Genomic DNA, 17,653 nt, shown 5'->3' on the forward strand with positions numbered 1-17,653 from the left:
GACAGGCTCAGACTCAGCGCGAGGCTTTTTCCAGGTAGGAGGTATCCACGATCTGCTCGGTCTTGAGCGTGGTGTCGATAAAGCCCAGCGCGTGGGAGTAATTCATCAGCCGCTGGATGAATTGGATGTCCGCAGCCTGCAAGTCCGCCGACCAGCCCAATCGCGTCCGTGCCTGGGCGACGATGGCCTGCGGGGCAATGGTCTGGCCGTCGGGCCCTTGTACCGCTTCAAGCTTGAACGCCTCGGCGATGATCCGGTTCGACTCGTCAGGATGCTCATTGAGGAACGCGATGGCCTTGCGGTGCGCGCGCAGCAACTTGACCACATCGTCTGGACGTTCCTGCAAGGTTTTCGGCAGCGCGATCACCACGTACCACGGGTAATTCGGCAGCGCCTGGTTGACGTCGAGCAGAATCCGGCTCGACCCGCGCAGCAACGATTGGCTGACAAAGGGTTCCCAGGAAAACGCCGCATCGACAATCCCGCGCTCCAGCGCCGCGTTCATGTTGCCCGGTGGCATGTCGATGATGTCCAGGTCCTTGTCCGGGTTGAGCCCGGCTTTTTCTTTCAGCACATAGCCGCGCAACAGCACGTCCATGCCACTGCCCTTCTTGACCCCGGCGAGTTTTTTTCCCTTGAGCTGCTCCAGGCTGTTGATCGGGCTCTTGGCGTCGACAATGACCGCGGCTTGCCCGTAGTTGACCTTGGCCAGGATCCGGCTTTGCAGGCCGCGGGAAAACCATTGGTACACCGGCGGTGTGCCGACATAGGCCACGTCCAATTCACCGGCCGCCAACGCCTGCTGGATCACGGGGCCATCGCCCAGGGCCTTGAGGTCGACATTCAAGCCTTCCTCGCGGTAGTAACCCTGCTTGTCGGCGATCAGCGCCGGGGCGTTGGCCATGGCGAACACATACCCCACGCGCAGGGGTTTCTCTTCGGCAGCCACGGCAAATGTGCTGCTTGCCAAGGCGGCAACAGACAAGGAAAGAGCAAGCAGCGAACGTTTGATCATGCGGTTAACTCAGGTTGACGGGGGGTGGGATCAGCGATGGCGTCGGCCGCTTCCATGACGTGGGAAATGCGCTCCATCAGCTCATTGCGGTAATCAAGAAAGGCCGGCAGGCGACGGGTTTTCAGGTTGGAACGCGGACGTGGCAGATGAATGTCCAATTCGCTGTGGATGCCGCCCGGGGCGATGTTGAGCACGATGACCCGGTCGGCCAGGAACACCGCCTCGTCGATGTCGTGGGTGATGAACAGCACCGTCTGGCCCAGTTCGGCCCAGATCCGCAGCGTCTCTTCATTCATGCTGTTGCGGCTGATCGCATCCAGCGCGGCGAAGGGTTCGTCCATCAGCAATACACTGGGCTCCAACGCCAAGGTCCTGGCCAGGGAGACGCGCTGCTGCATGCCCCCCGACAGTTGATGGGGCAAGCGTTGCGCCGCGCTTTCCAGACCGACCAGACGCAAGTACTGCAACGCCTGCGCGCGCTGTTGATCCTCGTTGAGCTGTGCCGTCATCCGCAGGCCGAAACGCACGTTTTCCAGCGCGCTCAGCCAGGGAAACAACTGCGGTGCCTGAAACACATAGCCCAACTCCGAGCGCTCCGGCCGCACGGCGGTCTGGTTGATGCTGATCTGGCCGCTCTGGGGTTGTTGAAAACCCGACAACAGATTCAACAACGTGGTTTTCCCGCAGCCGGACGGCCCGAGGATCGCGACGAATTCGCCCGGCTTGGCGTTCAGGCTGAAAGCGTTGAACACCCGATGCCCGTTGGGGTAGCTGAAACTGATGGCATCGACCGTCAGGGCGTCGGCTTGCAGCGGTGCGTAAGGCAAGGAGTCGGGCATGGCAAGTATCGTCAGGTCGTTTACAATGGGAATGCCTGACATAATACGTATTAATACAAGTTGTCCCAATAACCTATTTTTATAACCTTAGAAGTGAAGGCGCACCGCCCCACTCCGAGGCCCCTGGAAGCCGACCGTGTCTACGTCCATTCTTCGCGACAGCACCACCTCGCTCTACGAACAGATCGCCCATCGTTTGCTGGAGGAGATTCAGCGCGGTGATTTCGAACCCTCCGGCAAACTGCCTTCAGAAGCCGAACTGGGCGAACGCTTTGGGGTCAGCCGCGTCACGGTGCGCCTGGCGGTGGGCAAGCTCAGCGACGACGGCGTGGTAGAGCGCAAGCAAGGCAAAGGCACGTTCGTCGCGGCGAAACAGGTTCGACATGGCCTGGATGCGTTGCGCAGTTTCCATGAAGCCTTGTTATTGCAAGGACTCAAACCGAGCATGCAGGTGATCAGCCACACGCTGCAGCCTGTTCCGGAAGCCTTGAAGGGATTGTTTGAAGCCGCGCACGATTGCCTGCTGTTGGAGCGCCTGCATTTCGTGGATGACGAACCCATCGCCCTGGGCCGCAGCCACCTGCCGGCCGAGTTGGCCAGTGTGGTCTGGGCCGACGTTGAGCATCAACCGATCTATTCGATCCTGGAATCGATCACCGGCCAGGCCGTCACCCGTGCCGACCTGGCCATTCGTGCGCAAGCCGCCGATGCAAGCCTGGCCAGCACCTTGCACGTCAAACGCGGCGCGGCGCTGCTGGTGATGGAGCGCACCTCGTACTTTGCCGACGGCCGCTGCTGCGACCGCACCACGTTCTTTATCCGTCCGGAACGCTACGCCTTTGTCCTCAGCGGCGTGTTCAAGTCCAGCCCGGCGAAATAGTCGATGTACAGCGCACACCTAGGGCTGGCGCGCCGTTTCCAGGCGTATCGGGGGGCTCATCGAGTGGCGAAGTACATCGTCACTTCAAAGCCAATGCGCATATCGGTATAGGCGGGTTTGGTCCACATGATCATGTCCTCTTATGGGGGGGGCGGTAAGTCAGCTTATTAGAGGCCAGGCCAGAGCGCGGCACTTGACTGGACGTGACAAACCTTCTTGTCATTGCCTGCCAGGCAAGACCACTAAGGCTTCAGGCTCTTGAGCTTGTTAAGCAGCTCGAGCAATTGCGCCAACGACTCTTCACCAAACTGCTCCTGAATCTTCAGGTAGTTGCTTTCCATCCCTGCGCTCATGTCGACGAAGCACTGCTGCCCCTGTTCAGTGAGGGCGATGAACACGCGGCGCTGATCTTCGGATGACTTCCTGCGCCGGACGATACCGTCCCGCTCCAGACGGCTCAGCACGCCGGTCAGACTGGGTTTGAGGATGCACGCCAGGTGCGCCAGTTGATGGCTCTCCAACTCGCCCTGCTGGCGCAGGATCCGAATGACTCGCCACTGCTGTTCGGTCAGGTCATGTTCATTGAGCAACGGCCGAAAGAACGCCATGGTCGCCTCGCGGGCCTGGAGCAAAGTCAGCGTAAGGGACGGTCTAGGGGTTGACATGGTTCCACGCACAGTTGAGGTCGAAGCGTCGAAGCTTAGAGTCGGCGCTACGCCCATGCAATAAGGCCGCCCCGAAAAAACGTTAACCTAGAAACATTTTTTTCAAAATATTGCAAAACCACCTACCGCGCACAACGATAACATGTTAACAATATGCCAGCCCTGAGCTGACAGGGGCCATACCCACAAAAACAACAAAAGGAACGTCCCTCATGCATTCGTGCTTCTTACGCACGGCGGCAAGCGCTGGCCTGTGCGCCGCGTTTACCCCTCTGGTTGCCCACGCCGACTTTATCCAGGACAGCAAGGCCAACCTGGACCTGCGCAACTTCTATATGAACCGCGACTTTCGCCAGAGCAACGCGCCGCAGAACCAGGCGCAAGAATGGGCACAGGGCTTTGTGTTGCGCCTGGAGTCAGGCTACACCCAGGGCGTGGTCGGTTTTGGCGTGGATGCCTTGGGTGAGCTTGGGCTCAAACTCGACTCCAGCCGTGACCGTCGAGGTACCGGCCTGCTGCCGGCGGGTGCCAGCGGCGAGCCGGCCGACAGCTACAGCGAACTCGGCCTGACCGGCAAACTACGCGTCTCCAAAACCGTCCTTAAGCTCGGCACCCTGCAACCGTTGTTGCCGGTGGCCGCCTACAACGACACCCGCTTGCTACCGTCGACCTATAACGGTGAGCTGGTGACCTCCCAGGAGATCGACGGCCTGACCCTCAACGTCGGCCGCCTGGAGAAACAGAACCTGCGCGACTCCTCCAACAATGAATCGATGAGTTACGGCGGCGTCACCAGCAGCCACCTGGACCTGGCCGGTGGCACCTACGCCATCAACCCTCATCTGGCGGCGACCTACTACTACGCGCAAATGCAGGACATTTACCGGCAGAATTTTATCGGCCTGGTGCATGACCTGCCGCTGGCCGAAGGCGTGAGCCTGCGCAGCGACCTGCGTTATTTCGACACCCGTGAACAAGGCAGCGCACGGCTGCGCAGCCCTTCCAGGGTCGATGGCGGGCGAATCGACAACCGCTTTTTCAACGGCATGTTCAGCCTGTCGGTGGGGGCCCACAAATTCGGCCTGGGCTATCAGAACCTGTCCGGTGACGGCGACTTTGCCTTCCCGGGCCAAGACCCCTATTCGGTCAACCTGGTGACCATCAACATCTTCACCAAGGCCAACACCGATGCCTGGCAGGCGCGATACGACTACAACTTCGCCGCCCTCGGCGTGCCTGGGCTGACCTTCATGACGCGCTATGTCGACGGCTCGCATGCGCAAACCGCCACCGTGCGCAATGGCCGCGAATGGGAGCGCGACACCGACCTGGTCTACACCGTACAAAGCGGGCCGTTGAAGAACGTCAACGTGCGGCTGCGCAATGCCACCCTGCGATCGAGCAATGGCTTGACCAGCGACATCGACGAAAGCCGCATCATCGTCGGCTACAGCGTGGCGCTGTGGTGATCCCAGGGCTGTGAAATGTGCAAGCCGTTCGCCGTAAAAGCCATTTTTCGGCGACAGCGCTGCAATGATCATGAGTGCAATGACGCCCTGGGAGAAGTCACGATGACGGCCTCACCGCAAACCCGATTGCCGCTGGCGATATTCCCCCGGCGTCATCTGCGCGTAACGCTGAAAGAACCGGCTGAAATAGGCTGGGTCCTTGAAGCCCAGTTGGTAGCAGATTTCGCTGGCGGAACTGCCCGTGAACAGCAGGAGCCGCTTGGCCTCCTGCATCACCCGCTCCAGGATCAAGCGCTTGGACGGCAAATCGGCGATCCGTCGACACACGTCATTGAGGCGTGCCTCCGTGACGCCGATACGGTCAGCGTAATGCGACAGCGGCCAATGTTGCAGGTAATGGTCCTCGATCAACTCATTGAAGCGATGGAAGATCCGCAGGTCTTCATGACGCGCAGGCCGGGCTTGCAGCGAGTTGGCGCAGAGCCGCAGCAGGCTGATCATGATCAAGCGGGTCAAGCTGTCCAACGCCGCACTGCGCCCGGCGCCGGCCATGTTGATTTCATTGCTCAGTTCCTCGAACAGAAACTCCAGCCGCCTGACTTCAGGCGGGAACTGGGCCAGCGCAACGCAGGCCGCCGGCAATTGCGAACCGGGCACCAGCGTCGGGTCAGCATCGACCAGGCCCCAGACCAGTTGCTGGCGCACCGTCAGCACATGCCCGTCAGCGTCCGCTTCGGTGACAAAAGCGTGGGCTACCGTCGGTGGTGTCAGGAAAAACATTGGCCCCGACTCCAGGTATTGCTGGTCATCCAGGTAAACGCGCACCGCGCCGCTCTTGACGTAATGCACCTGGAAAAAACGGTCGTGCCGATGCACGGGCATGTTGCGGCCGAAAAACTCCGCCAGGTTGCCCAGCTTGTCGTAATGCACTTCGGCATCGCTGTAGCGCTGGTCGTACACCTGGCCGATGTTGATGTTGGGGATCGGCTTACGATCGATCATCGCGACGTTCTCTTTTTTATTGGGGGCTCAGCCGGCCTGAAACGCTCATCCTGCGCCGGATTCTAGCCCTGCACCACGCTCGGAAGAGTTTGCCACGCTTGACGATAGTTAACATATTAATTATAACGTTAACAGGTTAACAATAATTCCAGGAGCCGGCCTTGATCCGCTCCGTCACTGCCAGGAGAAAAGCATGAGCCGTGCCCTGCACGATGTTGCGAACGGCACCCTGTTCGGCGTTGCGCTGAACTACCAGGGGTTGCTGAACCAACGTCTCGCCGAATTCGAACAAGCGCCTTACCAGAAGCCACCGGTCAAGCCGGTGCTGTTCATCAAGACGCCCAACACCCGTAATGGCCATGACGGCAGCGTTGTGTATCCCACCGGTGAACGCCTGCAGGCCGGCCCTGCGCTTGGCGTGGTGATCGGTAAAAGCGCCAGTCGCGTCAGCGTTGAGAACGCCATGGCGCATGTGGCCGGCTACACCATCGTCAATGAGTTCAGCCTGCCCGAAGACAGCTACTACCGCCCGGCCGTGAAGGCCAAATGTCGCGACGGCTTCTGTGCGCTCGGCCCGGAACTGGTCGGCCGCGACCAGATCGGCAATCCCAACCAATTGAGCCTGAAACTGTTCGTCAACGGCGAACTGCGCCAGCAGAACTCTACCGCCAATTGGGTGCGCGACATTCCCCAACTGATCGCCGAAATCAGCGAGTTCATGACCCTGCATGAAGGCGATGTGCTGATCACCGGCACGCCCGAAGGCCGCGTGGATGTGCAACCCGGCGACACGGTTGAAGTCGAGATCAGCGGCCTGGGCCGGCTGGTCAACCACATCAAGGCAGAGGAGCTGTCATGAAACATGCCCGTATTCGCTTTGAAGGCGCCACGCACCAGGTGCAGGTCGAAGCCCAAAACGCCGTGCGCCTGGCAGACGGTCGCCTGCTCGCCGAAGACCAGGTCGAGTGGCTGCCACCGGCCACCGGCAGCATGTTCGCCCTCGGCCTGAACTACGCCGACCACGCCGCCGAACTGGCCTTCAAGCCGCCGACCGAACCGCTGGCCTTCATCAAGTCCCCCGGCACCTACACCGGCCACAACCAGGTGACCTGGCGCCCGGACAACGTCGCCTACATGCACTACGAGTGCGAGCTGGTAGCGGTGATCGGCAAGCCGGCGCGCAACGTCAAGCGCGCAGACGCGCTGGAATACCTGGCCGGCTACACGGTGTGCAACGACTACGCGATCCGCGACTACCTGGAAAACTACTACCGCCCCAACCTGCGGGTGAAGAACCGCGATGCGACCACGCCGGTGGGCCCGTGGATCGTCGATGTCGCCGACGTGCCAGACCCCAGCAACCTGAAACTGCGCACCTGGATCAACGGCGAACTGCGTCAGGAAGGCAGCACGAAAGACATGATTTTCGACATCCCGTACTTGATCGAATACCTGTCCAGCTTCATGACCCTGCAACCCGGCGACATGATCGCCACCGGTACGCCCGAAGGCCTGGCCGATGTGGTGCCAGGGGACGAAGTGATCGTGGAAGTGGAAGGCGTGGGTCGCCTGGTTAATCGAATTGTCAGCGAGGCGGACTTTTTCGCCGCCCGTAAAGAGGCTTGAGCAATATGATCAAACACTGGATCAACGGCCGTGAGGTCGAAAGCAAAGACACCTTCATCAACTACAACCCGGCCACCGGCGAAGCCATCGGTGAAGTCGCCAGCGGCGGCGCCGAGGAAGTCGCGCAAGCGGTCGCGGCGGCCAAGGAAGCCTTTCCGAAGTGGGCAGGCACACCGGCCAAGGAACGTGCGCGCTTGATGCGCAAGCTTGGTGAACTGATCGAACAGAACGTGCCGCACCTGGCCGAGCTGGAAACCCTCGACACCGGCCTGCCGATCCATCAGACCAAGAATGTGTTGATTCCCCGGGCGTCCCATAACTTCGATTTCTTCGCCGAAGTCTGCACCCGCATGGACGGCCACAGTTACCCGGTGGACGACCAGATGCTCAACTACACCCTGTACCAGCCGGTGGGTGTCTGCGCGCTGGTATCGCCCTGGAATGTGCCGTTCATGACGGCCACCTGGAAGACCGCGCCATGCCTGGCACTGGGCAATACCGCGGTGCTGAAGATGTCCGAGCTGTCGCCGCTGACGGCCAATGAACTGGGGCGCCTGGCGCTCGAGGCCGGCATTCCCAAGGGGGTGCTGAACGTGATCCAGGGCTACGGCGCCACCGCCGGTGATGCGCTGGTGCGTCACCCGGACGTGCGGGCGATTTCGTTCACCGGCGGCACCGCCACCGGCAAGAAAATCATGCAGACCGCCGGCCTGAAAAAATACTCGATGGAACTGGGCGGCAAGTCGCCGGTGCTGATCTTCGAAGATGCCGACCTGGAGCGCGCCCTCGACGCCGCGCTGTTCACGATCTTCTCGCTCAACGGTGAACGCTGCACCGCCGGCAGCCGGATCTTCATTCAGGAGAGCGTGTATCCACAGTTCGTCGCCGAGTTTGCCGCACGCGCCAAGCGCCTGATCGTCGGCGACCCGCAAGACCCGAAAACCCAGGTCGGCTCGATGATCACCCAGGCCCACTACGACAAGGTCACCGGCTACATCAAGATTGGGATCGAGGAAGGCGCCACCCTCCTCGCCGGCGGCCTGGAGCGTCCGGCCAACCTGCCGGCGCACTTGAGCCGCGGGCAGTTCATCCAGCCGACAGTGTTTGCCGATGTGAACAACCAGATGCGCATCGCCCAGGAAGAGATCTTTGGCCCGGTGGTATGCCTGATCCCATTCAAGGACGAAGCCGAAGCCTTGCAACTGGCCAACGAGACCGAGTACGGCCTGGCGTCCTACATCTGGACCCAGGACATCGGCAAGGCGCATCGTCTGGCCTACGGCATCGAAGCCGGCATGGTGTTCATCAACAGCCAGAACGTGCGGGACTTGCGCCAGCCATTTGGTGGGGTAAAAGGTTCCGGCACCGGCCGTGAAGGCGGCCAGTACAGCTTCGAAGTGTTCGCCGAGATCAAGAACGTGTGCATTTCCATGGGCAGTCATCACATTCCACGCTGGGGTGTGTGACCCGGATACAACACCGCTTCCGGTAGGAGCGAGCTTGCTCGCGAAGAATCCGCAGGCGCCGCTGGCTAACAGAAGTGCTGCGTTATCGTTGACGTTTTTCGCGAGCAAGCTCGCTCCTACAAAAGAATAAATATTCAGGAGAATCATCATGGGCGAAGTCGTCCTGGCCGCAAAGATCTGCCACGTCCCCTCGATGTACCTGTCGGAACTGCCCGGCAAGCACCATGGTTGCCGCGAAGCGGCCATCGCCGGGCACAAGGAAATCGGGCGCCGCGCCCGTGAACTGGGGGCCGACACGGCGGTGGTGTTTGACGTGCATTGGTTGGTCAACAGTGGTTACCACGTCAATTGCGGCGAGCACTTCAAGGGGACGTACACCAGCAACGAGCTGCCGCACTTCATCAAGAACATGGCATACGACTACCCCGGCTGCCCCGAGCTGGGCGAGTTGATCGCCGCCGAAGCCAACCTGGCGGGCGTGCGCACCATGGCCCACAACATCCCGAGCCTGGAACTCGAATACGGCACCCTGGTACCGATGCGCTACATGCACATGGACGTGCCGGACGCGCAGAAATTCGACGTCATCTCGATTGCCGCCTGGTGCGCCTGGCACCGCCTGGAAGACAGCTTCACGTTTGGCGCCGCGGTGCGCCGGGCCATCGAGAAGAGCGACCGCAAAGTCCTGGTGCTGGCCTCGGGTTCCCTCTCCCACCGCTTCTCGGACGACCGCGAAGCCGAAGCCAATATCCACAATTGGACCCGTGAATTCGACAAGCAGATGGACCTGCACGTCGTAGAGATGTGGAAGCAAGGCCGCTTCAAGGAGTTCTGCGCGATGCTCCCGGACTACGCCGAACACTGTTTCGGCGAAGGCAAGATGCACGATACCGCGATGCTCCTGGGCCTGCTGGGCGGGCCGGACTACCACCAGCCGGCAGAGATCATCACCCAGCCGTTCGGCAGTTCCGGCACCGGCCAGATCAATGCCATTTTCCCCCTCTGAACCGGGAGCCGCACATGCCGCACTTCATTGCTGAATACACCGACAACATCGAGCAGCACGCCGACCTGCCCGCCCTGTTCCAGAAGGTCCACACCGTGCTGGGCGACAGCGGCGTATTTCCCCTCGGCGGCATCCGCAGCCGTGGCGTGCGCCTGGACACCTGGCGCATGGCCGACGGCAAGCACGACTACGCCTTCGTCCACATGACCCTCAAGGTCGGCCACGGACGCGACCTGGCGACGCGCAAGGCGGTCGCCGAAAGCCTGTTCGAGGTGATCACCCAGCACTTCGCCGAGCTGCAATCACAACGCTTGCTGGCGTTGTCGTTCGAGATGATCGAGCTGCACCCCGAGCTCAACTTCAAGCAAAACAACGTGCATGCCTTCTTGAAAAACCAGGCGAGCTGAACAGCGCTCGCCTTCCGCCAACGGCCACTCAAAAAAAAGTACAACATCATGAGCACAGCCAATACCGCCGACAGCACCACCCTGCTCGAACACCAGCGCACCCACAGCGTCGTCACCTGGCGCCTGATGCCGTTGTTGCTGATCTGTTATCTGTTTGCCCATTTGGACCGGATCAACATCGGCTTCGCCAAGATGCAGATGAGCGCCGACCTGCATTTCAGCGACACCGTGTACGGCCTCGGGGCCGGACTGTTCTTCATCGCTTACGCGCTGTTTGGCGTGCCCAGCAACATCGCCCTCGACCGGGTCGGGCCACGGCGCTGGATCGCCTGCCTGATGGTGGTCTGGGGGGTGCTCTCCACCAGCATGCTGTGGATCGAAAGCTCCACCGGTTTCTACGTGCTGCGCTTTTTGCTGGGGGTGGCCGAAGCGGGCTTCTTCCCAGGGATTCTGGTGTTTCTCAACCGTTGGTACCCGGCGCGTCGTCGGGCGCAAGTCACCGCGCTGTTTGCGATTGCGGTGCCCATGGCCGGTGTCATCGGCGGGCCATTGTCGGGGGCGATCCTGGAGCACTTCCATGACTTCGGCGGCTTGCGCGGCTGGCAGTGGATGTTCCTGATCGAAGGCGCCCCCGTGATCCTCCTCGGCCTGGTGGTGCTCAAGTGCCTGCCGGACACCTTCGAGACGGTGACGTGGCTCAATCCGCTGCAAAAGCAGCAACTGCGCACGCAACTGAGCAGTGAGGAGCAGCGTAAGTCGATCACCTCGTTTGGCGGCATTCTGCGCGACCCGCAGGTCTGGTTGCTGGTGGCGATCTATTTCGCCGTGATGCTCGCAGTCAACACCCTCGCGTTCTGGATGCCGACCCTGATCCACGGCGCCGGTATCGGCCGCGACAGCCAGGTCGGCCTGCTCAGTGCGGTGCCCTACCTGGCCGGGTGTTTCTTCATGATCGGGTGCGGACGCTCATCCGACCGCAACCGTGAACGGCGCTGGCACCTGTGCGTGCCCCTGCTGATGTCGGCGATCGGTATCGCCGTGGCCGGGCTGTCGCCGACCAATCCGACCTGGGTACTGAGCGGCCTGGTGATCGCCGGCATGGGGGCCAGCGCCGCCCTGCCGATGTTCTGGCAGTTGCCGCCGGCCTTCCTGTCCAACAGCACCCAGGCGGCGGGGATTGCCCTGATCAGTTCGTTTGGCAGCATCGCCTCGTTCCTCGCGCCCTACCTGATCGGCTGGATGCGGGACACCACCCAGAGCGCCAGTCTGGCCTTGTATGTGCTGGCCCTGTTTATCGCCCTGGGCGGTTTTTTGGTCCTGCGCACCGACGCGGCCATCGTCAATCCACAGTAAGAGAACTTCGTCATGCTCGATCAACAGCAGATTCTGCAAGCCGCCGCACAACTGGACCGGGCCGAGCGCTCCAGGGAACAGGTGCGGCAATTTTCGCTGGATTACCCGGCGATCACGATTGACGACGCCTACGCGATACAACGCGCCTGGGTCGCGCAGAAGATCAAGGACGGACGCAAGCTGGTCGGGCACAAGATCGGCTTGACCTCCCGCGCGATGCAAGTGTCGTCGAACATCACCGAGCCGGATTACGGCGCCCTGCTCGACGACATGTTCTTCGACGAAGGCACCGACATTCCCTTCGAACGCTTTATCGTGCCGCGCGTCGAGGTGGAGCTGGCGTTCATTCTCGGCAAGCCGCTCAAGGGCCCGAACTGCACGATTTTCGATGTGCTCGACGCCACCGAATGGGTCATCCCGGCGCTGGAAATCATCGATGCGCGCATCCAGCAGGTCGACCCGCAGACCCAGGCCACGCGCAAGGTGTTCGACACCATTTCCGACAACGCCGCCAATGCCGGTGTGGTCATGGGGGGCCGCGCCGTGCGCCCGACCGAGATCGACCTGCGCAAGGTGCCTGCGGTGCTGTACCGCAACGGCGTGATCGAAGAATCCGGCGTATCCGCCGCCGTGCTCAACCACCCGGCCAAGGGGGTGGCCTGGCTGGCGAACAAGCTGGCGCCCTATGACGTGACCTTGCAGCCTGGGCAGATCATCCTCGGCGGCTCATTTACCCGTCCGGTGGCGGCCAACCCCGGCGACACCTTCCATGTCGACTACGACATGCTGGGCTCGATTGCCTGCCGATTTGTCTGACCCTGGAGGACCGTTCATGGAGATGCCCATCAACCGCTTCAAGCAGCGCCTGTGCAGCGGCGAAACCCAGATCGGCCTGTGGCTCGGCCTGGCCGATGCCTATTGCGCGGAGCTGGCAGCCAATGCCGGGTTTGACTGGCTGCTGATCGACGGCGAACACGCCCCCAATGACCTGCGTGGCATGCTCGGCCAGTTGCAAGCCATTGCGCCTTACGCCAGCCAAGCGATCATTCGCCCGGTGGTCGGCGATAGCGCACTGATCAAGCAACTGCTGGATATCGGCGCGCAAACGCTGCTGGTGCCGATGGTCGAAAGCGCCGACCAGGCACGGGAGCTGGTACGCGCGATGCACTATCCGCCCCAGGGTATTCGTGGGGTGGGCAGCGCCCTCGCCCGTGCGTCGCGCTGGAACAGCATTCCCGGCTACCTGGACCAGGCCGACGCACAGATGTGCCTGCTGGTACAAATCGAGAACCTCGAAGGCCTGGCCAACCTGGACGCGATTGCGCAGGTCGACGGCGTCGACGGGGTGTTCATTGGCCCGGCGGATTTGAGTGCGTCGATGGGTTACCGCGGCAACCCAGGGCATCCCGCCGTGCAGGCGGCGATCGAAGACGCCATCGCGCGAGTTCGCCAGGCGGGCAAGGCCGCGGGTATTCTCAGTGCGGACCCGACCCTGGCCAGGCGCTATATCGAACTGGGCGCTGCGTTCGTGGCGGTGGGGGTCGACACCACCGTGCTGATGCGCGGCCTGCAAAGCCTGGCAGCCACGTTCAAGGATAGCGTGGCGCCGCTCAAGGCCGGCGGTGTGTACTGACCCCGCGTCGTCGTTTCAACACGCCCACCCGGACGCAACAGGTGGGCTGACACTCAACGCTTGATGGTCTTCAACTCATCGAGCAACCCCAGCAGCGTCTGCAATTTCTCTTCGCCGAACTGCGCTTGCAGGCGCTGGTAGTTCTCTTCCATGCACTGGCTCATGGAGTCGAAGCTGGCCCAGCCTTTGTCTGCCAGGGTCACCAGCACCCGCCGCTGGTCCTGCTCGGCCTTGCGACGATGAACCAGGCCGGCGGCCTCCATGCGTACCAACACACCGGTCATGCTCGGCTTGAGAATGCAGGCCAACTCGGCCAATTGGTAGATTTCCAGTTCCTCGTGCTGGCTGAGAATGCGGATAACCCGCCATTGTTGCTCGGTCAGGCCGTGCTCATTGAGCGAGGGGCGGAAAAAACTCATGGCCGCTTCGCGGGCCTGCAACAGGGTCAATGTCAGGGATTGTCGAGGTTTGAGCATGGGTCTGGGCATCAGGCTTCAGTTAGTTAATGTTTTAACGAAACTCTACCACTGTCCTCTTCGCCACGCGCGATAACTTGTTTCACTGCCCCCGCCACTGGCGCGCCGGGCCAACCCGTAATTTTGTAGGAGCGAGCTTGCTCGCGAAAAACTCACAGGCGCCGCGTTGATTCAGGAAACACGCGCTTGTTGTGGCGAGCGGGCTTGCCCCGCGTTGGGCTGCGAAGCAGCCCCAGAACCAACCGCTGAGGAGTGCCTGATACTCCGCGTTCCGATTGAGTGGGGCTGCTGCGCAGCCCAACGCGGGGCAAGCCCGCTCGCCACAACAAGCCCCTCACCACAACAAGCCCGCTCGCCACAGTTATCGTGTTCTTCCTTAACTGACTGGCATCACCAGGATGCAGGCTCGACGACCACTGCTTCCCTGCCCGTTGCGCACTCACACCACCTCGGCCATCTGCTGCAAATGGCTGGAGCGAAAATCCTTGGGCGACACCTCGAACTGCTTCTTGAACGAGCGGCTGAAGTGGGCTGAATCGGTGAAACCCCACTTGTAGGCAATCGAGGTGATCGACTCGCCACGCAGGAACGGATTGGCCAGGTCATCGGCACTGCGCTTAAGCCGTGCCCGCTGGATGTAGCGGCACACACTGTCGTCCTCGGCTTCGAACAATCGGTACAAATGCCGCACCGAGATATTCAGGCGATTGGCCAGGCCCACCGGGCTCAACCCCGGCTGGTTGAGCGACTCATCAATGACCTTCTGCACGTAGCTGCGCAGGTTCACGCCCTGTAAGGCGCCGCAGTCGTCACTCGCCTCCTCCTGCTGCGCAAAGGCCGAACCCAGCAGCGCGACCAACGCCGACTGCAATGCCAGGCCCTCTGCCTCTGCCGCCTCGCCTTCCAGGGCGTCCGTACACAGTTGGTCCATCAGCACATGCAGCATGCGCCCGCAGGCTTTGCTCGATGAGATCTTGCCGAAGGTGCGCGGCCTCGCGCCAAGTTGCTTGCACACTTCATGACGGGACAGGCACAGGGAGGCGTGCTCGATCAGCCCGAACGGGGTGATCTCGATGGAGCCCACCGAGTCCATCAACAGCAATTCGCCTGGGCCCAGGCGAATGACCTGGCCGTCCTGGGCAATCTGGCTATAGCCGCTGCGTTGGCTGACCAGAAAACATTGCTGGTCGTCATCGTGGTCAGCGTGGACCTTGGGGCGCTTGATCAGGCCCGCGTTGGTGCGCAAGTGAGCCAGGGGCAGCCCGCCACGGTAACCGGACGAGATACTGCCGATAAACAGCGAGCGATTGAAGGCCAGTTCGGTATTGAAGTGACCGCAGATCGCGCGCAGATCGCGGGTCCAGGTGTCGAGCCCCTCTTGTCCAGCCGACTGCATGATCATGGTTATGTCCACCTTGGTTTTTGTTGTTGTTGTCGCGCAATAGTTAACATGTTATCTAAGTGCGCGCAACACATCCGTCTTAACCAAAGCGATTGCACTAATGGTGCCAAAACCAGCGATCAGAGCGTGGCCAGCACGCGTTGGAAATGCAGCAAGGTCGCCACTAACCCATTGCGCTGATCGGCGCTCAGCGGGATGTAGCGACGAAACGCGGGCATGCGGTTGACCACCTCGCTGCCGCCCATATGCTCCAGGCGTACGCACCACTGGCCGGCCCGCAACTCGATGCGCAGGCGCTTGAAATCCAGAGGCATCAACGCCCGCAGCAAGTCCCCGTCAGGCTGCATCAGCGCCAGCAGCGCCGGGTCGCCGCTGCGTTGCCGACAACGAATACCGGTACGCCGGACGGCCCCGGTGTGGTGCAGCTCAAAACTCGCGGTGCCCTCTCGCGAAGCAGGCACGCGCAGCAGGAACTCGGTCATCACCAGGTGCATCAGCAACTGGGACTCGGTGCGTTCGACAATCTCCACGTGCAACTGGCCATCCTGCAACACGGCCTCGGCCGTGGCCGACGCGGTGTGCTGGAAATGCGCCAGGCCGAGGTTACGGCGCAGGTGCTCCAGGGTCACCCCAGGGCGATACCCCGCCGGGGTATGCCGGGCGCTGAACCGCTCAAACAGTTTTTGCAGCATGGCGCTGATACTCGGCATGAGGCTGGGTCGGTTCGTGGGCGAACTCGTTGGTCAACACCTCTTCCACCGAGGCCGGTTTGAACGGATTGACCTTCTGCACCACCAGGGTCCAGAACAAGGCATACGCCGCGGTGCCGGCCAGCATTACGCCAAACGGAATGTAGATGTCCGCCGGGTTCATCCCCGGTGGCGTGATAAACCACATGCCCAGCAGGATGCCGAGGCTGGACAGGATCTGCGGCAACGGAAACCACGGCGAACGATAGGCGCGCGGCAGATCCGGGCGGCGGATACGCAGGCTCACCACCGAGATCGTCACCAACAGGTAGGCAAAGCTCCAGGCACACACGGCGGCCAGCACCAGGTGCATGATGTTGTCGGTGTTGCCGCCCAGGTACAGCGCGTGCAGGCAAGGAATCAGCATCGCCACCAGGATGCACAACAGCGGGGTCTTGAAGCGTGGGTGCAGGTAGGTGAAGACCTTGGGCAACGCACCATCCACCGCCATGCCGTAGAGAATGCGCGGGACCCCGGCCATCAAGGTGTTGATGGTCGCGGCCCCGGCAAACAGAAAGCCGATCCCCAGCCACATCGGGCCGATGCTGCCCATCACCTGCTCCGCGAATTTCGGGATCGCCATCGGTGTATCCAACAGGTGCACGCCCGTGGTGGCGTCGAGCAGCACGTTCTCCACCTGGCGCTTCATCGCCGCGCCATAAATGAACATGCAACTGGCGACGCCGAGCAGCCCCAGCATCATCGCCTTGGGCATGACCCTGGCCGAATTGCGCAGGTCCGGCGCCAACGGCGTGACGAACTCGCAGCCGACGAACATGAACATGGCCATGCCCACCAACGACAGGATGGTGGTCATGTCGGTGCCCACCTGCGATACCCCGAACCAGCCCTCCAGTGGCACCACCGGCGCCGCGATCAGCCCCAGCACACCAAACACCATCAAGGTGGTCCACATGCCGAAGGTGAGGATGATCTCGGCCTTGCCAAACACACTCACGCCAAAGGCATTGAGAATACCGAACACCAGCACGAACCCCACCCCGAGCAACCACGAACCGCCGGCCGACTCCGCCAGGGTATTGAGGTGTTCGAAGTTCACCAGCGCCATGACCCCGGAAAGGATGGTTTCCGCCGTGCCGGCAAACACATGCACGATCAGATACGCCGACAAGGTGCCGGTGATGGCGAAGAACCGGCCCATGCCGCAATTGATGTAGTCGTAGACCGAACCGGTGGTCGGCAGGATCGACGCCGCTTCAGCGAAGGTCGTCGCCTGGGCCAGCATCATGACCACCGCAATCAGCATGGCCACCGCAAAAGCGCTGCCGCCGATACCAAACCCCATGGTGGCGGTGAGAATCACCGGACTGGCCATGATCAGGCCGATGGTACTGGCGAGCGCCGTGGGAAAGCCCACCGTGCCCTGTTTCAAATGCTGTGTGAGCCGGTCATTGATCGACATGGTGCGGATCCTCGAAAGCGGATTTCTTAGTGGATGTATCGAACCGTTCAAGGCGCCGGCGATGAAGCCTTCCCCAGCCAGTCCCTGATCGAAACGGGATCGAGTACACCATCACTGTGCGCCCCTCCCATCCTGGTCGTCTTGCCCATGTCTGCCTTTGGTTTTGTTGCTGTCTGCCAAGGTGCACGGCTTGGCTGGCAGGGTCAATTGCGTGGCACGCAGGTGAAAGACTTGCCCCGCTC

General features: G+C 61.5%; 19 protein-coding genes. 10 read left to right on the forward strand and 9 right to left on the reverse strand.

Annotation, left to right across the window (positions count from 1 at the left end; all coding sequences use genetic code 11):
- Positions 1–13: 13 nt before the first annotated feature.
- Both P2T68_RS20340 and P2T68_RS20345 read right to left on the reverse strand, forming a co-directional pair.
- Positions 14–1,015: an ABC transporter substrate-binding protein gene (locus P2T68_RS20340; RefSeq protein WP_069075943.1), complete on the reverse strand. Its 1,002-nt coding sequence runs from the start codon at positions 1,013–1,015 to the stop codon at positions 14–16.
- Complete coding sequence (locus P2T68_RS20345) at positions 1,012–1,854, reverse strand: ABC transporter ATP-binding protein (RefSeq protein WP_150054803.1); 843 nt, start codon at positions 1,852–1,854, stop codon at positions 1,012–1,014. The genes P2T68_RS20340 and P2T68_RS20345 overlap by 4 nt, the downstream gene beginning before the upstream one ends.
- A 136-nt stretch (positions 1,855–1,990) precedes the next feature.
- Here P2T68_RS20345 and P2T68_RS20350 point away from each other — a divergent pair, with 136 nt between their 5' ends.
- Positions 1,991–2,734, forward strand: coding sequence for a GntR family transcriptional regulator (locus tag P2T68_RS20350; RefSeq protein ID WP_102624524.1), 744 nt, complete (start codon positions 1,991–1,993; stop codon positions 2,732–2,734).
- A 56-nt stretch (positions 2,735–2,790) separates the two neighbouring features.
- Here P2T68_RS20350 and pqqA read toward each other — a convergent pair whose 3' ends face one another.
- Both pqqA and hpaR (P2T68_RS20360) read right to left on the reverse strand, forming a co-directional pair.
- Complete coding sequence (pqqA, locus tag P2T68_RS20355; protein WP_081329280.1) at positions 2,791–2,862, reverse strand: pyrroloquinoline quinone precursor peptide PqqA; 72 nt, start codon at positions 2,860–2,862, stop codon at positions 2,791–2,793.
- Positions 2,863–2,976: 114 nt separating this feature from the next.
- Entirely contained in the window at positions 2,977–3,399 is a 423-nt protein-coding gene (gene hpaR / locus P2T68_RS20360; protein ID WP_024075628.1) for a homoprotocatechuate degradation operon regulator HpaR, read from the reverse strand.
- 212 nt (positions 3,400–3,611) lie between these two features.
- Between hpaR (P2T68_RS20360) and P2T68_RS20365 the strand changes: the two genes are divergently transcribed.
- Positions 3,612–4,868: an OprD family porin gene (locus tag P2T68_RS20365; RefSeq protein ID WP_024075629.1), complete on the forward strand. Its 1,257-nt coding sequence runs from the start codon at positions 3,612–3,614 to the stop codon at positions 4,866–4,868.
- 111 nt (positions 4,869–4,979) lie between these two features.
- Here P2T68_RS20365 and hpaA read toward each other — a convergent pair whose 3' ends face one another.
- A complete protein-coding gene (gene hpaA, locus P2T68_RS20370) occupies positions 4,980–5,870 on the reverse strand; it encodes a 4-hydroxyphenylacetate catabolism regulatory protein HpaA (RefSeq protein ID WP_024075630.1) in 891 nt (296 codons plus the stop codon).
- Between the two features lie 193 nt (positions 5,871–6,063).
- On the opposite strand from hpaA, the gene P2T68_RS20375 reads away from it, so the two are divergent.
- The 8 genes from P2T68_RS20375 (at position 6,064) to hpaI (ending at position 13,361) form a co-directional block, all read left to right on the forward strand.
- Entirely contained in the window at positions 6,064–6,729 is a 666-nt protein-coding gene (locus P2T68_RS20375; protein ID WP_069075941.1) for a fumarylacetoacetate hydrolase family protein, read from the forward strand.
- Positions 6,726–7,496: a fumarylacetoacetate hydrolase family protein gene (locus tag P2T68_RS20380; protein WP_150056290.1), complete on the forward strand. Its 771-nt coding sequence runs from the start codon at positions 6,726–6,728 to the stop codon at positions 7,494–7,496. Before P2T68_RS20375 ends, P2T68_RS20380 begins: the two co-directional genes overlap by 4 nt.
- Positions 7,497–7,501: 5 nt before the next feature.
- The gene (gene hpaE, locus P2T68_RS20385) at positions 7,502–8,962 is read left to right on the forward strand and encodes a 5-carboxymethyl-2-hydroxymuconate semialdehyde dehydrogenase (protein ID WP_150056289.1); all 1,461 of its coding nucleotides are present in this window, start codon (positions 7,502–7,504) and stop codon (positions 8,960–8,962) included.
- A gap of 148 nt (positions 8,963–9,110) precedes the next feature.
- Entirely contained in the window at positions 9,111–9,968 is an 858-nt protein-coding gene (gene hpaD / locus P2T68_RS20390) for a 3,4-dihydroxyphenylacetate 2,3-dioxygenase (RefSeq protein WP_024075634.1), read from the forward strand.
- Between the two features lie 14 nt (positions 9,969–9,982).
- Positions 9,983–10,375 (forward strand): 5-carboxymethyl-2-hydroxymuconate Delta-isomerase, encoded by a 393-nt coding sequence (locus P2T68_RS20395; RefSeq protein WP_024075635.1) that lies wholly within the window; start codon positions 9,983–9,985, stop codon positions 10,373–10,375.
- 48 nt (positions 10,376–10,423) lie between these two features.
- Positions 10,424–11,728 carry an MFS transporter gene (locus tag P2T68_RS20400; RefSeq protein ID WP_024075636.1) on the forward strand — a complete coding sequence of 435 codons (1,305 nt, stop codon included), beginning with the start codon at positions 10,424–10,426 and terminating at the stop codon, positions 11,726–11,728.
- A gap of 12 nt (positions 11,729–11,740) precedes the next feature.
- The gene (gene hpaH / locus P2T68_RS20405; RefSeq protein ID WP_024075637.1) at positions 11,741–12,544 is read left to right on the forward strand and encodes a 2-oxo-hept-4-ene-1,7-dioate hydratase; all 804 of its coding nucleotides are present in this window, start codon (positions 11,741–11,743) and stop codon (positions 12,542–12,544) included.
- Positions 12,545–12,560: 16 nt separating this feature from the next.
- Positions 12,561–13,361 carry a 4-hydroxy-2-oxoheptanedioate aldolase gene (hpaI, locus tag P2T68_RS20410; protein ID WP_102624519.1) on the forward strand — a complete coding sequence of 267 codons (801 nt, stop codon included), beginning with the start codon at positions 12,561–12,563 and terminating at the stop codon, positions 13,359–13,361.
- Positions 13,362–13,414: 53 nt separating this feature from the next.
- Here the strand turns inward: hpaI and hpaR (P2T68_RS20415) are convergent, their stop codons facing one another.
- From hpaR (P2T68_RS20415) to P2T68_RS20430, 4 genes are all read right to left on the reverse strand, one after another.
- A complete protein-coding gene (hpaR, locus tag P2T68_RS20415; protein ID WP_024075639.1) occupies positions 13,415–13,837 on the reverse strand; it encodes a homoprotocatechuate degradation operon regulator HpaR in 423 nt (140 codons plus the stop codon).
- 439 nt (positions 13,838–14,276) lie between these two features.
- Positions 14,277–15,239: a transcriptional regulator FeaR gene (feaR, locus tag P2T68_RS20420; RefSeq protein ID WP_277378206.1), complete on the reverse strand. Its 963-nt coding sequence runs from the start codon at positions 15,237–15,239 to the stop codon at positions 14,277–14,279.
- A 119-nt stretch (positions 15,240–15,358) separates the two neighbouring features.
- A complete protein-coding gene (locus P2T68_RS20425; RefSeq protein ID WP_193690701.1) occupies positions 15,359–15,931 on the reverse strand; it encodes a DUF3156 family protein in 573 nt (190 codons plus the stop codon).
- Positions 15,912–17,411 (reverse strand): APC family permease, encoded by a 1,500-nt coding sequence (locus P2T68_RS20430; protein WP_102625746.1) that lies wholly within the window; start codon positions 17,409–17,411, stop codon positions 15,912–15,914. Before P2T68_RS20430 ends, P2T68_RS20425 begins: the two co-directional genes overlap by 20 nt.
- Between the last annotated feature and the right edge of the window lie 242 nt (positions 17,412–17,653).

Source organism: Pseudomonas sp. G11 (assembly GCF_029457515.1).
Lineage (GTDB): Bacteria > Pseudomonadota > Gammaproteobacteria > Pseudomonadales > Pseudomonadaceae > Aquipseudomonas > Aquipseudomonas gorinensis.

What these genes read in the sequence shown, in the direction of transcription:
- P2T68_RS20340 (WP_069075943.1), bottom strand. Translation starts at nt 1,015, where the DNA reads ATGATCAAACGTTCGCTGCTTGCTCTTTCCTTGTCTGTTGCCGCCTTG.
- P2T68_RS20345 (WP_150054803.1), bottom strand. Translation starts at nt 1,854, where the DNA reads ATGCCCGACTCCTTGCCTTACGCACCGCTGCAAGCCGACGCCCTGACG.
- hpaR (WP_024075628.1), bottom strand. Translation starts at nt 3,399, where the DNA reads ATGTCAACCCCTAGACCGTCCCTTACGCTGACTTTGCTCCAGGCCCGC.
- P2T68_RS20365 (WP_024075629.1), top strand. Translation starts at nt 3,612, where the DNA reads ATGCATTCGTGCTTCTTACGCACGGCGGCAAGCGCTGGCCTGTGCGCC.
- hpaA (WP_024075630.1), bottom strand. Translation starts at nt 5,870, where the DNA reads ATGATCGATCGTAAGCCGATCCCCAACATCAACATCGGCCAGGTGTAC.
- P2T68_RS20375 (WP_069075941.1), top strand. Translation starts at nt 6,064, where the DNA reads ATGAGCCGTGCCCTGCACGATGTTGCGAACGGCACCCTGTTCGGCGTT.
- P2T68_RS20380 (WP_150056290.1), top strand. Translation starts at nt 6,726, where the DNA reads ATGAAACATGCCCGTATTCGCTTTGAAGGCGCCACGCACCAGGTGCAG.
- hpaE (WP_150056289.1), top strand. Translation starts at nt 7,502, where the DNA reads ATGATCAAACACTGGATCAACGGCCGTGAGGTCGAAAGCAAAGACACC.
- hpaD (WP_024075634.1), top strand. Translation starts at nt 9,111, where the DNA reads ATGGGCGAAGTCGTCCTGGCCGCAAAGATCTGCCACGTCCCCTCGATG.
- P2T68_RS20395 (WP_024075635.1), top strand. Translation starts at nt 9,983, where the DNA reads ATGCCGCACTTCATTGCTGAATACACCGACAACATCGAGCAGCACGCC.
- P2T68_RS20400 (WP_024075636.1), top strand. Translation starts at nt 10,424, where the DNA reads ATGAGCACAGCCAATACCGCCGACAGCACCACCCTGCTCGAACACCAG.
- hpaH (WP_024075637.1), top strand. Translation starts at nt 11,741, where the DNA reads ATGCTCGATCAACAGCAGATTCTGCAAGCCGCCGCACAACTGGACCGG.
- hpaI (WP_102624519.1), top strand. Translation starts at nt 12,561, where the DNA reads ATGGAGATGCCCATCAACCGCTTCAAGCAGCGCCTGTGCAGCGGCGAA.
- hpaR (WP_024075639.1), bottom strand. Translation starts at nt 13,837, where the DNA reads ATGCTCAAACCTCGACAATCCCTGACATTGACCCTGTTGCAGGCCCGC.
- feaR (WP_277378206.1), bottom strand. Translation starts at nt 15,239, where the DNA reads ATGATCATGCAGTCGGCTGGACAAGAGGGGCTCGACACCTGGACCCGC.
- P2T68_RS20425 (WP_193690701.1), bottom strand. Translation starts at nt 15,931, where the DNA reads ATGCTGCAAAAACTGTTTGAGCGGTTCAGCGCCCGGCATACCCCGGCG.
- P2T68_RS20430 (WP_102625746.1), bottom strand. Translation starts at nt 17,411, where the DNA reads ATGTCGATCAATGACCGGCTCACACAGCATTTGAAACAGGGCACGGTG.